This window comes from Pseudomonas putida (genome assembly GCA_029953615.1).
Classification (GTDB): Bacteria; Pseudomonadota; Gammaproteobacteria; order Pseudomonadales; family Pseudomonadaceae; genus Aquipseudomonas.
In genome coordinates this window covers 5,149,841-5,163,159 of record CP124529.1, presented here as the reverse complement: position 1 = coordinate 5,163,159, position 13,319 = coordinate 5,149,841, and the positions used below count along the sequence as shown (strand labels likewise).

10 protein-coding genes and 2 pseudogenes are annotated in these 13,319 nt (G+C 63.4%); 4 read left to right on the top strand and 8 right to left on the bottom strand.

Annotated elements, in window-relative coordinates; translation table 11 throughout:
* Window positions 1-137: 137 nt before the first annotated feature.
* Window positions 138-510, top strand: a pseudogene (locus tag QIY50_23635) (low affinity iron permease family protein).
* Window positions 511-532: 22 nt separating this feature from the next.
* A complete protein-coding gene (locus QIY50_23630) occupies window positions 533-1,084 on the top strand; it encodes an ATP-dependent Clp protease proteolytic subunit (protein ID WGV20244.1) in 552 nt (183 codons plus the stop codon).
* A 128-nt stretch (window positions 1,085-1,212) separates the two neighbouring features.
* On the opposite strand, the gene QIY50_23625 is transcribed toward QIY50_23630, so the two are convergent.
* Window positions 1,213-1,611 (bottom strand): NUDIX hydrolase, encoded by a 399-nt coding sequence (locus QIY50_23625; GenBank protein ID WGV20243.1) that lies wholly within the window; start codon window positions 1,609-1,611, stop codon window positions 1,213-1,215.
* A gap of 82 nt (window positions 1,612-1,693) precedes the next feature.
* Window positions 1,694-5,476, bottom strand: coding sequence for a CheR family methyltransferase (locus tag QIY50_23620; GenBank protein WGV20242.1), 3,783 nt, complete (start codon window positions 5,474-5,476; stop codon window positions 1,694-1,696).
* A 277-nt stretch (window positions 5,477-5,753) separates the two neighbouring features.
* Here QIY50_23620 and QIY50_23615 point away from each other — a divergent pair, with 277 nt between their 5' ends.
* Together QIY50_23615 and QIY50_23610 are read left to right on the top strand one after the other, a co-directional pair.
* Window positions 5,754-5,963, top strand: a complete 210-nt coding sequence (locus tag QIY50_23615) for a general stress protein (protein WGV20241.1) — start codon at window positions 5,754-5,756, stop codon at window positions 5,961-5,963.
* 169 nt (window positions 5,964-6,132) lie between these two features.
* Entirely contained in the window at window positions 6,133-6,402 is a 270-nt protein-coding gene (locus tag QIY50_23610; GenBank protein ID WGV20240.1) for a hypothetical protein, read from the top strand.
* Between the two features lie 180 nt (window positions 6,403-6,582).
* Here the strand turns inward: QIY50_23610 and QIY50_23605 are convergent, their stop codons facing one another.
* The 6 genes and pseudogenes from QIY50_23605 to paaK all read right to left on the bottom strand — a co-directional run bounded on the left by QIY50_23605 (window position 6,583) and on the right by paaK (window position 13,313).
* Window positions 6,583-6,753 carry a hypothetical protein gene (locus QIY50_23605; protein ID WGV20239.1) on the bottom strand — a complete coding sequence of 57 codons (171 nt, stop codon included), beginning with the start codon at window positions 6,751-6,753 and terminating at the stop codon, window positions 6,583-6,585.
* Window positions 6,754-6,846: 93 nt separating this feature from the next.
* Window positions 6,847-8,898, bottom strand: coding sequence for a phenylacetic acid degradation bifunctional protein PaaZ (gene paaZ / locus QIY50_23600; GenBank protein ID WGV20238.1), 2,052 nt, complete (start codon window positions 8,896-8,898; stop codon window positions 6,847-6,849).
* Window positions 8,899-8,926: 28 nt separating this feature from the next.
* A complete protein-coding gene (locus QIY50_23595; GenBank protein ID WGV20237.1) occupies window positions 8,927-10,159 on the bottom strand; it encodes an OprD family porin in 1,233 nt (410 codons plus the stop codon).
* Between the two features lie 40 nt (window positions 10,160-10,199).
* Window positions 10,200-11,768: pseudogene (locus tag QIY50_23590) on the bottom strand (cation acetate symporter).
* Window positions 11,759-12,067 carry a DUF485 domain-containing protein gene (locus tag QIY50_23585; protein WGV20236.1) on the bottom strand — a complete coding sequence of 103 codons (309 nt, stop codon included), beginning with the start codon at window positions 12,065-12,067 and terminating at the stop codon, window positions 11,759-11,761. The pseudogene QIY50_23590 and the gene QIY50_23585 overlap by 10 nt, the downstream one beginning before the upstream one ends.
* Window positions 12,068-12,236: 169 nt before the next feature.
* Window positions 12,237-13,313 carry a phenylacetate-CoA oxygenase/reductase subunit PaaK gene (gene paaK / locus QIY50_23580; GenBank protein ID WGV20235.1) on the bottom strand — a complete coding sequence of 359 codons (1,077 nt, stop codon included), beginning with the start codon at window positions 13,311-13,313 and terminating at the stop codon, window positions 12,237-12,239.
* Between the last annotated feature and the right edge of the window lie 6 nt (window positions 13,314-13,319).

Here is a 13,319-nt window from a genome sequence, read left to right as displayed (position 1 = left end):
CGGTCACTCTGAAGGTGCGACTGACGAACAACGGCCAGGGTTCAGCACGGTTGACCAACGGAAAAGGCTGATACCGCGTTGAACTTTGCCGCCCGCGACGTTTCCACCGCATACCTGCTACGAGAAGGGGTGCCAGGATGAAATTCGACCGTTTCGCCCAGTGGCTGGCCAATTGGTCCGGCCGCCCGCTGACCTTTGGCATCGCCTGCCTGCTGATTGAGCTGGGCAGTGACCGGGCCGTTGTTCGATTTCAACGACACCTGGCAACTGGTGATCAACACCTCGACCACCATCATCACCTTTCTCATGGTGTTCCTGATCCAGAACACCCAGAACCGCGACAACGACGAACTGCACATCAAGATCGATGAGCTGTTGCGCACCACCCAACAGGCGCACAAGGCGCTGCTGGACCTTGAGGACATGGATCCGGCCGAGCTGCATGCCCTGCGCAAGCAGTACCGGCAGATGGCCGGGCAGGGTGACGATGCGCAGAACACCAAGGAATGAACTGCCAACCCTGGAGGCAAGCATGGCCAGACATATCGTCCACTTCACCGGGCCTATCAATTCATCCACCTGCGGTAACCTGATCAGCACCTGTTCGCGGGCGTTGCAGCAGGGCGCGGAGGTCCTGCAACTGAATATCGCCACCATGGGCGGCGAATGCAGCTACGGGTTTACCTTGTACAACTTTCTGCGGGCGTTGCCGGTCGCGGTGCATACCCACAACCTGGGCACGGTGGAATCCATGGGCAACATCCTGTTCCTGGCCGGGGAACGGCGCACCGCATGCAGTTACAGCAAGTTCCTGTTTCATCCGTTCCACTGGACCCTGCACGGCTCGGTCGACCACTCTCGCATGGCCGAGTATGCAATGAGCCTGGACTATGACCTGCGGCTGTACGCCCAGATTGTCGCCGAGCGGACCGAAGGGGCGGACGAGGTACTGGATGTGCCGCGGTATCTGATGGCATACCCGCGAATACTCGGGCCACGGGAGGCACTGGCGAACGGGATGATCCATGCCATAGACGAGATGCCGATCGAGGTGGAGGCCTGCCAGTGGAGTGTGCATGCCTAGCTGATACCGGTGTCGGCCCCTTCGCGGGCATGCCCGCTCCCACAGAACTGTACATAACTCATTGAATTAGCAGGGACACTGTGGGAGCGGGCAAGCCCGCGAAGAGGCCTGCACAGGCGAAAAAAGGTTCATCTCACTGACGCCGCCGTCGCCCGGTCACACGCCAGCAACGAGCGGATCAGCAGCTTGATCTCGTCCTTGAGCATGGGCACCTGGTCCAGGTGGGCAAAGCGGCAATCGGCAATCTCATGCAGGGCCTTGGGCTGCGGGGCGTCGGCAAACGCCGCCTCGAACACATAATGCATGCGCTGCGCCGCTTCATGGCGCATCAACAAGGTCAGCGATTCGGCCTGTAACCCGGTTTCTTCCAGCAATTCGCGCTCCGCTGCCTGTACCGGCGTCTCGCCGGGTTCGATCTTGCCGCCGGGCAGGGTCCAGGGGGCATTGGGTTTTCTCACCCACAACCATTTGTGGGTTTGTTTGCCATGCCGGCAGATGATGGTTGCGCGGTGCTTGACAGGCTTCATTCGAACTCCAGGGCGAATCCTTCATTCCATGAAGTTTCGGCCCCCGGCAGCAATAAACGTTGCGTTGAAACTGAACCAGTGGTCAATAAGGCACCGAGCCGCTCAAGGCTTCGATGGCCTCGACCAGCTCGTCGTAGCCCACCGGCTTGTTCAGGTGCCGGTCGAAGCCCGACTGGCGTGATTTGTACTGGTCGGCGCTGGCGCCATAGCCGGTCAGCGCGATGGCAGGGGTATGGCGCAGGTGCACATAGGCACGCAAGGCCTTGATCAACGCATGGCCGTCCATCACCGGCATGCCGATGTCGGACAGGATGATGTCGTACTCCTCACCGGCAGCGGCTTCCAGGGCTTCACGTGGCTTGCTGAAGGCATTGACAATGGCGTTCTCCATTTCCAGCAGCTCCTGCATCACCGCCAGCACTTCTGCGGAGTCATCCACCAGCAACACGCGTATTCCATTCAGGCGGCCCTCGCTCGGTGGTTCCGAGCCCTGCGCACGCTGCGGGTGCTGCATTTCGCCAAGGGCCAGGGTGACCGTAAAGGTACAGCCCAGGCCAAGCCCCGGGGAGGTGGCGCGTACGCTACCGCCATGGGCCTCGACCAGTTGCCGTACCAGCGACAGGCCGATGCCCAGGCCCTCGCGACTGTGGCTGGCCTGTTGCGGTGTAGCCTGGCTGAACAGGTCGAAGATGTGCTCGAGGCTGTCGTGGCTCAGGCCTATGCCATGGTCGATCACCTGCAGGCGCGCATGGTCTTCGTCGTGGCTCAGCACCAGGCGTATCTCACTGCCTGCCGGGCTGAACTTGAGTGCGTTGTTCAGCAGGTTCCAGATGATCTGCTCAAGGCGGGTAACGTCACCCTCGATCATCACCGGCTGGTTGTCGGCGGGCAGTTCCAGGCGAACCGTGCAGGGGTGCTGCTCGCTCACGACCACGCCATGGATGCCCTGCAGGACGGCAAGCAGGTCCACAGGCTCGGTCTTGAGTTTCAGTTTGCCGGTGCGAATGCGCGCTACATCCAGCAGGTCGTCGATGATCCGCGCCTGGCTGGTTACCGCGTCGCAGATGGTAGCCACGGCCTTGCTCGCTGCACTGATACTCTTGAGCGACGGCAGGCGGCGCAGGATTTCGGCATTGAGCTGGATCAGGTTGAGGGGGTGCTTGAGCTCGTGGGACATGATGGCGAAGAACTCATCCTTCATGTGGCTGGTGCTCTGCGACTCGGCCAACTGCTTGCTCAGGCGCTCTTCGCCCTGGCGCACGCGTTCCTCGGCCGCATGGCTGCTGCTGATATCGATGAAGGTCAGCACCGTGCCGTCGATTTTCTGTTCGCTGGAGCGGTAGGGCAGCAGGCGAGCCAGGTACCAGTGATCGCCCTGGCCAGCGATTTTACGCTCGATGATGTTCTCGCCCTGGGCCACGGCGCGGGCATCGTCGGCCAGTGCCGGGTAATCCAGGCGGTGGGTGATGTCGAGCAGGGAACGGCCGGTATCGACCGGCAGCATGTTGAACAGGTCGGTGGCGCGCGGCGTGAACCAGCGGATATGCAGGTTGCGGTCGACGAACACCGTAGCGATCTCGGTACAGGCGATCAGGTTGCTGAGGTAGTCGTTGACCTTGTCGGTTTCTTCGACCTTGTTCTTCAGCTCGTAGTTGACCGTGAGTAACTCTTCGTTGATCGACTGCAGCTCTTCCTTGCTGGTTTCCAGTTCTTCACTGGCTGATCGCAACTCCTCGTTGATGGCCTGCATCTCTTCGTTGGAGGCTGTCAGCTCCTCGCTGGATACTTCGGACTGCTCGATGGTTTCCTGCAGTTGCAGGCGCGTGCGCTGCAGTTCGCGTTCGAGGTTTTGCAGGACCATGCTGTCGGTCTGGCGGATGCTGCCCGGTATCGGCAAGGACGGATCGGGCGTGCGCTCTTCGAATACGACCAGCAGGCAATCGCTGCCGCCGGGATCATCCTTGTACGGCTGCACGGTGATTTCCACCTGCAGTTTGTCCGCGGTATCCGTCAGTTCGACAGGTCGCGAGGTCACTGCCTCGACCCCTTGCCGCGCCTGGAACAAGGTGCTGCGCAGGGCCAGGCGCAGGGGCGGCAGCACCAGGTTGAGCAGGCTGCGGCTTGGTTCGCCACCGACCAGTTGCAAGAACCGCCCCACGCCTTCGCTCATGTGCAGGATATTGCCGTCGGTATCGACGATCAGGCTGGGTGGCATGCGACTGGCCAGGGCGCGATGATGCAGCTCGGCGAAGGAAGGGGTGCGGCCGGGCTTGGCTTTGGCCAGTGTTTCCGGTGGTTTACGGGTGACAGCAGTACCAGGCAACTGGCGCCTGGAGTGGCGGCCGCTGTTGCTGGCATCGAGTGCGCGGAAAATGCGGTTGCGTTTGTCCACCGGGGCGAACAGTTCGCTGGCGACATCGGCCGACTCGGATGAACCAAGGAACAGGTAGCCACCCGGACGCAAGGCAAAGTGGAACATCTGCAGGATGTCACGCTGTACCTCGCGGTCGAGGTAGATCAGCAGGTTGCGGCACACGATCAGGTCGATCTGCGAGAACGGTGGGTCCGACAGCAAATTGTGGCGGGCGAACAGCACCTTCTCGCGCACCTCTTTGCGCACCCGGTAATGCTGGTCTTCCTTGAGGAAGAACTGGCGCAACCGGCTGGGCGGCACGTCGGTGACAATCGATTCGGGGTAAGCGCCACTGCGCGCGATGCCTATTGCGCGTTCGTCCAGGTCCGTGGCGAACACTTGTACCTTGTGCGCGCGCCGTTCCAGCGCCAGCTGCTCGCAAACCAGTATGGCCAGGCTATAGGCTTCTTCACCGGTGGAGCAGCCAGCCGACCAGACGCGGACCTGGTCCGCGCCGTCGGCCATGTCGCGTTCGCAGGCCAACTGTGGCAGTACATAGCGCTCCAAGGCTTCGAAAGCCTCACGATCGCGGAAGAAATTGGTTACACCAATCAGCATGTCGGCCAGCAACGCACTGGATTCCGCTGGATGTTGCTCCAGATAGTGCAGGTAGGCCTTCAGGTCTGCTTGCCCGGTCACATGCAGGCGACGCTCGATGCGCCGCAGCACGGTGGCGCGCTTGTAGTGCTGGAAGTCGTGGCCGGTGTTGCTGCGCAATTGCAGCAGGATTTCCTCGAGCATCGGCTCGCAGGCCTGGGCGTCCCCGGCACGGGTGCCCAAGGCCGGTGGCAAGGTGTCGTCGTCAATTTCCGGGAGCCTGACCTGACGGGCATTGCGCCACAGTTCGAGCAGTTTCTGCGCCATTTCTGCCGCCGGCAGCACCAGGTCGACCATGCCGGTCTCGATGGCGGCGCGCGGCATGCTGTCGTACAGGGCGTCGTCCGGGGTTTGCGCCAGGGTCACGCCGCCTTGCTCCTTGATCCGCGACAGGCCCACGGCGCCATCGGCACCGGTACCGGACAACACCACGCAGAAGGCGTGGTCCTTGTGCACGTCAGCCAGGTCACGGAAGAACAGGTCGATGGCGACATGGTCGCCCCGGCGCCGGTTGGCCGGGGTCACGCGCAGGTAGCCATCGTTGGTGGACAGGCGATTGGCCGGTGAGATCACGTAGATGTGATTGCGCTCGATCGGCACCGGCTCGGTCACCTGGCGCACCGGCATTGGCGTGGTGTCCTGGATGATGCGATCGGCGATGCTCTGGTGGTCGGGGGACAGGTGCAAGACCACGACGAAGGCCATGCCGCAATCGCCGGGCATTTGCCGGAACAGCGTACAGATCGCCTCCAGGCCGCCTGCCGAAGCACCGATGCCCACCACCGGGAAATCCAGGTGGCTAGGGCTGAGCGCCGGGTTCTGGGGCGAGGCAGGTTGCTTGGGGGACGACTTCATGGACGGAGCCTTGTAAAGACCGGAACGTTCCGCCCTGAGCAACATCATCGGGCGTGTGTGTGGCGGGATTATATGCCGTCGCCATGCCGTTGAGACCTCTGCCGGCACAGGAAAGTGCGACTGCCTGCATCCGCGGCCCAAACCTTTTGCCGGCCTGTGTTTGGTGCCACTGGTCAGTTGTCGGCAAAACCATTGAGCAGAGTCTGTGATCGGCGGCTCGGAACCTAGGCATGGCAACCATTCATGCGACCAGCCAACCATCGCAAGGAGATACCACATGGCGCAGGATCAAGAGCGAGCCAGCCAGCGCGGCGGCACCAAGGAAACCAACCCAGGCAATTTTGCCAATGACCGGGAACGTGCCTCCCGCGCGGGGCACAAAGGCGGCCAGGCTTCCGGGGGCAACTTCGCCAACGACCGCCAACGGGCATCGGAGGCCGGTCGCAAAGGCGGCCAGAATAGCCACGGCGGCGGCCGCCAGCAGTGAGTTGAAGGGGTGCCGGACACCCGGCACCCGCAGGGGCCAGGTGCCGGTAAAACCCTGCGTAGCGAGGCTGCAAAACCTCTGGTAACTATCGCTCGTCAATTTTATTGAATCTTCTGGCCATGCCCCGATCAACCAGGGTGTCATCCATGGAGAAAAGGAGGCCCCTGCGATGCCTGGCCCACAGCTATACATCATCGACTACCAACTGCATGGCCAGCCGCGCAGTTTCATCATTCGTCTGGAGAAGCTGGACAATGCCGAGGCCTGGCACTGGGCAAGTTGCGATGCGGGCATTGGCATCATTCCCAAGTTCGGACGCGAAAAAATCAGGAAAGTCAGCAGGCCGATGGCCGAGCGCTACGGGATTACTGCGGTGAGCTGGCGGGTATCCGGCAGCAAGCCGAACCAGTCGGCGGGCGGGCCTGCGGCGACGATGTGATTCCCCGACTCAAATTTCAAAGTTGGCGCTATCCCTGCAGGAGCGCCTTGTGTCGCGAAAGGGCCGCAACGCGGCCCCAGGATCGATGCGCAACAGTGGAAATTACTGGGGCTGCTGTGCAGCCCTTTCGCGACACAAGGCCGCTCCAACAGGATTGCGCTGGCCGTCTGGTCATGAGTGTCAGGCACCGGATTCGGGGTCGCTGGCTGGTACGCCCGGGCGGTTTCCTTCGTCATCAGTCACATTTGGGTCGGCATCCGGGTCATCTGCGCGGTCATTGCGCCGGTCCGGCTCGAGCTCTGGCCAGTCATCCTGTACGCTGCCACCGCCCATCCTCGGTAAGTCATTCATCTGGCAATCCTCGTGTTCGGTGCTCATTGAATGAGAGTGGCAACGGCCAGGAGAGGTCGATTGACTGCCGACCGCCCCTGACCAACGGTAGCGTCAGGGCTTTTTCAGCACCAGGGTGAGAATGTCGTAGCTGGCGACCAGCTCGCCCAGCTGGTTGGTCACCTCCACATCCCATGCCACCACGCCCTGGGGCTGGCCCAGCGGGCTGGTCTTGCCCTGGTCGATCTTGCGCTTGCAGGTCAGGCGCGCCTGAATGGTGTCACCGATGCCCACCGGGTTGATGAAGCGCAGCGTATCCAGGCCGTAGTTGGCCAGTACCGGGCCAGCACCCGGGGAGACGAACAACCCGGCCGCTGCCGACAACACGAAGTAGCCGTGGGCGATGCGCTTGCCGAACTGCGATTCCTTGGCGGCGATCTCGTCGAAATGCATGTAGAAATGGTCACCCGACAGGCAGCCGAAGTTGACCAGGTCGGCTTCGGTCACAGTGCGTCGGTGGGTGAGCAGCGACTCGCCGATGCGCAACTGCTCGAAGTAGCGGCGGAACGGGTGCACTTCGGTTTCGATCACTTCGCCACCGCGCACGTATTCGCCGGTTACCGCGGTCAGCATGCTCGGCGAACCCTGTATTGCGGCACGCTGCAGGTAATGTTTGACGGCACGCAGGCCACCCAGCTCTTCACCACCACCCGCGCGGCCCGGGCCCCCGTGCTTGAGCTGCGGCAATGGCGAGCCATGCCCCGTGGATTCCTTGGCCGCCTCGCTGTCGAGTACCAGCAGACGGCCATGCCAGGCGGCGGCCACCGGGATGGCCTTGGCTGCCACGCTTCGGTCGGCGGTGACCAAGGTCGCCACCAGGCTGCCTTTGCCTCGTGCGGCCAGCACCAGGGCTTCATCGAGGTCGTCATAGGCCATCAGCGTGCTGACCGGGCCGAACGCTTCGATATCGTGGGCACCGCCTTCTGCATGCGGGTCGCGGGCCTGCAGCAGGGTCGGGGCAAAGAACGCGCCCTCGGCCACACCCTCGCCACGCGGCGCAAAACCATCGCTGGCGCCGAACAGCTGGTCGCAGCTGTGCAGCAGGCTGCGCACCCGCTCGGCCACGTCGTGCTGCTGGTCGTGGGAGGCAAGGGCGCCCATGCGCACACCTTCCAGTGACGGGTCGCCGACCACTACCTTGGCCAGCCGCTCGCGCAGGCGCGTGGCAACGGCGTCGATGTGCCTGGCCGGTACGATGGCGCGGCGAATGGCGGTACATTTCTGCCCGGCCTTGGTGGTCATTTCACGGACCACCTCCTTGATGTACAAGTCGAACTCTTCGCTGTCCGGGGTCACGTCCGGGCCGAGGATGGCGCAATTGAGCGAATCGGCTTCGGCGGTGAACGGCACCGAGTTGCGCACCAGGTTCGGCGTGACACGCAATTTGGCGGCGGTGTCGGCGGAGCCGGTGAAGGTCACCACGTCCTGGCCCTGCAGGCGGTCGAGCAGGTCGCCGGTGCTGCCGATCACCAGTTGCAGGCTGCCTTCGGGCAACAGCCCGGATGCATTCATCAGGCGCACCACGGCCTCGGTCAGGTAGCTGGTCGAGGTTGCCGGCTTGACGATGCACGGCATGCCGGCGAGGAAGGTCGGGGCGAACTTCTCCAGCATGCCCCAGATGGGGAAGTTGAAGGCGTTGATGTGCACCGCCACGCCGGCGCGCGGAACCAGGATGTGGCTGCCGGCGAAATGGCCTTGCTTGCCCAAGGGGATGGCCGGGCCTTCATGCACCAGGTTGCCCGACGGCAACTCACGGCTGCCAATGCCGGCATAGGAGAACAGCGTGGCGTTGCCGCCTTCGATGTCGATCCAGCTGTCGGCACGGGTGGCGCCGCTGTGGTGGGACAGGGCGTAGAGCTGTTCCTTGCGCTCGGCCAGGTACAGGGCCAGTGCCTTCAGGCGCGCGGCGCGCTGCTGGAAGTCCATGGCCATCAGCGTGGCCAGGCCACGGCCACGGGCAAAGTCCACGGCCTCGGCGAAATCCGGGCGTTCTTCGTGGCTGTAGGCCAGGACGTGGCCATCCAGGGCGCTGCGCAGCGCCTGGGCGCCGTGCTGGCCAAGCCAGCGGCCGGCGATGAAGCTTTGCAGGGTAGGGGCGGCAGACATGCTGTTCTCCAAATGCTGAGGGGCGCTGTTACCACAGCGCCACGGTGTAGCCGATGATCAGGCGGTTTTCGTCCACGGCGTTGGTCAGGCCATTGCCGGAACGGAAGGTAACGTTGCGCCAGCGCAGGCTGACGTCCTTGAACGGGCCGCTCTGGATGACGTAGGTGATGTCGGTGTCGCGCTCACGCTCACGGCCATTGCTGACGGTGGCGGTTTCGGCGTGGCGGCCATCGGTGTAGCGGGTCATGAAGCTCAGGCCGGGGATACCCATGGCGACGAAGTCGTAGTCGTAGCGCACTTGCCAGGAGTCCAGCCCGGCGCGGGTGAAAGTGTTGTAGGTGACCAGGTTGACGGTGAACGGGTCGCCGCCGTTCACGAACGGGAAGGCACTGTCGCCGGACATCTGCTGCCAGGCCGCGGTGAACTTGTGGGCCCGTACGCCGAGGGTGAACATGGCGTTGAAGTTGCGGTTGTCGATGTTGCCGGCACGCTCGGCGCCGTCGTTGCGGCTGTCGAAGTAGCGCAGGTCGGTGCGCAGGCTCACGCCTTCGCCCAGTGGGCGGGTATCGATCAGGCCGACGAAGTGCTGGCGGTAGATGTCTTCGAGCTTGGCGTAGTAGTAGCTGACGCTGGTTTGCGGGGTGATGGCGTAGCTGCCGCCACCGAAGTCCAGGTGGTCGCTGCTGGCGGCGCCGTAGCCGATGTCGTCGCGGCCAGAGGAATCACGCAGGTTGGCCTTGGTCAGGCGGCCAGCGTTGAAGGTCAGGCCGGCCAGGTCCTGGCTGGTGAGCAGCCCACCTTGGAACGTGGAGGCCAGCAGGCGGGTGTCGTTGTACACCACCACCGGCAGGATCGGTTGCAAGGTACCCAGGCGCAGGGTGCTCTTGGCCACCCGCACCTTGCCGGTCAGGCCCAGTTCGCTGTAGTCATCGACCGGTTCGTGGCTGTTCGGGCCGAACGGCAGCAGGCCGGTATTGCGGCGGTCGCGGCTGGAGTCGAGCTTGATGCCCAGCTGGCCCATGGCGTCGACACCAAAGCCGACCGGGCCGTCGGTGAAGCCCGACTCCAGCTTGGCGGTAAAGCCCTGGCCCCATTCCTCGGCCTTGGCCTGCGGCGCGTTGCTCTGGCGGAAGTCGCGGTTGAGGTAGTGGTTGCGCAGCTCAAGCCGGGCGTGGCTGTCGCCGATGAAATCTGCCATGGCCGGCAGCGGCAGGGCGAGGGTGGCCAGCCAGGCGGCCGAAATGAAGTGCGTGCGGTTCATTGTTGTTGTTTTACCCGACATGGTTGTTCTTCCCTGATGGTCAGTGCTTGCTGGCGCCGGCAGCGCCGATTCCGGTCATGGAGCGGATGAACTGGGCCAGGTAGCGGCCACGTTCCTGGCTGGCGCGTTCGGAGCTGTCGGTGACGGAGAACACCCAGGCGCCGAGGAAGGCCAGGCTCATGGAGAACAGCGCCGGGTTGCTGTAGGGGAACAGCGCTGTTTCGTTATGCAGCACGTTGACCCACACCGCCGGGCCCAGCACCACCAGCAGCACCGCCGAGACCAGGCCGGCCATGCTGCCGCACACCGCGCCGCGGGTGGTCAGGCCTTTCCAGAACATCGAGAGCAGCAGCACCGGGAAGTTGACCGACGCGGCCACGGCCAGCACCAGGCCGGAGAGGAAGGCGATGTTCTGCGACTCGAACATCAGGCCAAGAATGACCGCCAGCAGGCCGATCAGCAGGGTGGCGAGACGCGACACGCGCATTTCCTCCTGCTCGCTGGCTTTGCCCTGGCGCACCACGCAGGCATACAGGTCGTGGGAAACGGCCGATGCACCGGACAGCGCCAGGCCGGCGACCACCGCCAGGATGGTGGCGAAGGCAACGGCGGAGATGAAGCCGAGGAACAGATTGCCACCCACGGCCTGGGCCAGGTGCACAGCGACCATGTTGCCGCCGCCGATGATCGCGCCGGTGGCGTCACGGTAGGACGGCTCGGTGCCGACCATGACGATGGCACCAAAGCCGATGACGATCAGCAGCAGGTAGAAGTAGCCGATGAACCCGGTGGCATAGAACACGCTCTTGCGCGCTTCCTTGGCATCGCTGACGGTGAAGAAACGCATCAGGATATGCGGCAGCCCGGCGGTCCCGAACATCATGCCCAGGCCCAGGGAAATGGCATCCACCGGGTTGGACAGCAAGCCGCCCGGGGCCATGATCGCCTGGCCCTTGGCATGCACGGCCACGGCGCTGGCGAACATCGCCTCGGTGCTGAAGCCGAAATGCTTGAGCACCATGAAGGCCATGAAGCTGGTGCCCGACAGCAGCATTACCGCCTTGATGATCTGTACCCAGGTGGTGGCGAGCATGCCGCCGAAGGTGACGTAGGCGACCATCAGCACGCCGACCAGCATCACCGCGTACAGGTAGCTGATGCCGAACAGCAGTTCGATCAGCTTGCCGGCACCGACCATCTGCGCCACCAGGTACATCAGCGCCACCACCAGCGTGCCAAAGGCCGAGGTCAGGCGCACCGGGGTTTGCGCCAGGCGGTAGCTGACCACGTCGGCGAAGGTGTACTTGCCCAGGTTACGCAGGCGTTCGGCAATCAGGAACAGGATGATCGGCCAGCCGGCCAGTACGCCCAGGGCATACAGCAGGCCGTCGTAGCCGTTCATGAACATCATCGCCGAAATGCCCAGGAACGATGCGGCACTGATCATGTCACCGGCGATCGCCAGGCCGTTCTGCATGCCGGTCAGGCCACCGCCGGCGGTGTAGAAGTCGCTGGCCGAGCGGGTGCGCATGGCGGCCCAGCGGGTGACCAGCAGGGTGAAGCAGACGAACACCATGAACATCGAGATGGCGGTCCAGTTCATTGTGCGCACTCCTGCTTGACCTTGTCGTTGAGCGGGTCGAGCACGTTGTTGGCGCGGTGCACGTAGATACCGGTCAGGGCGAAAGACAGCAGCACCATCAATACGCCCACCAGCATGCCGACGGTGGTGACGCCACCGCTGAGGGACTGGCCGAGGGTGCTGGGGGAGAACGCCACCAGCAGGACGAAGCCGTAGTAGATCACCAGCATGGCCAGGGTCAGGCTGCCGTTGAGGCGGCGTTTGCGCTGCACCAGGTGCTGGAAGTCGGGGTGGTTGGCGATGCTTTCGATGCGTTCGGGTGTCATGGGTTGCGATCTCTGGGTGTTGTAATTGTTTTGTTGAGGTCACGCGGGTGTTGCGGTGTTGCTCAGGGCCTCTTCGCGGGTATGCCCGCTCCCACAGGTGCGGCGGTGTGCCTGAGGCTTGTGCTATTCCTGTGGGAGCGGGCGCGCCCGCGAAAAAGGCGACGCGGTTTCAGAGTTGGTCGAAATCGAGGACCACCTTGTCGCTCACCGGGTAGCTCTGGCACGACAGCACATACCCGGCCGCTACTTCGTAGTCCTCCAGGGCATGGTTGCTGTCCATTTCCACTTCGCCCTCGATAACCCGGCACTTGCAGGTCGAGCACACGCCGGCTTTGCACGAATAAGGCAGTTCGGCGCCGATGGCGTTGCCGGCGTCCAGCACGTTCCGGGTGTTGCGTGGCAGGTCGAAGGTGAGGGCGCGGCCGTCGCTGATCACGGTGATGTGGCTGAGCGCCGAGTCCACCTGGCGCGCGGCCTCGCGGGCTTCACGACGGGCTTCATTACCGGCGGCGGCAAACAGCTCGAAATGGATGCGTTCCTTGGCCAGGCCATTGGCACGCAGGCTGTCGCGTACGGTCTCGGTCATTGCCTGCGGGCCGCAGATGAACGCTGCATCCAGGCTGGCAACGTCCAGCCAGCGCGAGAACAACTGCCCGCACTTGTCGGCATCGATGCGACCGTTGTACAGGTCAACATCCTGTTGTTCGCGGCTGAACACGAAAATCAGGTTCAGGCGGTCGAGGTAACGGTTTTTCAGGTCTTCCAGCTTGTCGCGGAACAGTGCGCCGGAGCTGGAGCGGTTGCCGTACAGCAAGGTGAAGCGGCTGTGTGGTTCACTGGCCAGCGTCGTGGCGATGATCGACAAAATCGGGGTAATGCCGCTGCCGGCAGCCACGCCGAGGTAGTTGCCCCGGCGGGCCGGATCGAGCGGCACGAAGAAGCTGCCCGACGGCGGCATCACGTCCAGCTGCTGGCCGGCCTTGAGCAGGTCATTGGCAAATGCCGAGAAACGCCCGCCAGGCACGCGCTTTACCGCCACACGCAGCTCGCCGTCCTGCACGGCGCTGCAAATGGAATAGGAACGGCGGACTTCTTCGTTGTCCAGTTGGGTACGCATGACCAGGTACTGGCCCTGGGTGAAACGGAACTGTGCCTTCAGGTGCTCGGGTACGTCGAAGGCAATCGACACCGCATCGCGGGTCTCGTTACGCACTTGCTTGATGGTAAGGCTGTGAAACTGGCTCATGGCATT

Coding starts and splice junctions, on each gene's coding strand:
- QIY50_23630 (WGV20244.1), top strand. CDS start 533: ATGGCCAGACATATCGTCCACTTCACCGGGCCTATCAATTCATCCACC.
- QIY50_23625 (WGV20243.1), bottom strand. CDS start 1,611: ATGAAGCCTGTCAAGCACCGCGCAACCATCATCTGCCGGCATGGCAAA.
- QIY50_23620 (WGV20242.1), bottom strand. CDS start 5,476: ATGAAGTCGTCCCCCAAGCAACCTGCCTCGCCCCAGAACCCGGCGCTC.
- QIY50_23615 (WGV20241.1), top strand. CDS start 5,754: ATGGCGCAGGATCAAGAGCGAGCCAGCCAGCGCGGCGGCACCAAGGAA.
- QIY50_23610 (WGV20240.1), top strand. CDS start 6,133: ATGCCTGGCCCACAGCTATACATCATCGACTACCAACTGCATGGCCAG.
- QIY50_23605 (WGV20239.1), bottom strand. CDS start 6,753: ATGAATGACTTACCGAGGATGGGCGGTGGCAGCGTACAGGATGACTGG.
- paaZ (WGV20238.1), bottom strand. CDS start 8,898: ATGTCTGCCGCCCCTACCCTGCAAAGCTTCATCGCCGGCCGCTGGCTT.
- QIY50_23595 (WGV20237.1), bottom strand. CDS start 10,159: ATGAACCGCACGCACTTCATTTCGGCCGCCTGGCTGGCCACCCTCGCC.
- QIY50_23585 (WGV20236.1), bottom strand. CDS start 12,067: ATGACACCCGAACGCATCGAAAGCATCGCCAACCACCCCGACTTCCAG.
- paaK (WGV20235.1), bottom strand. CDS start 13,313: ATGAGCCAGTTTCACAGCCTTACCATCAAGCAAGTGCGTAACGAGACC.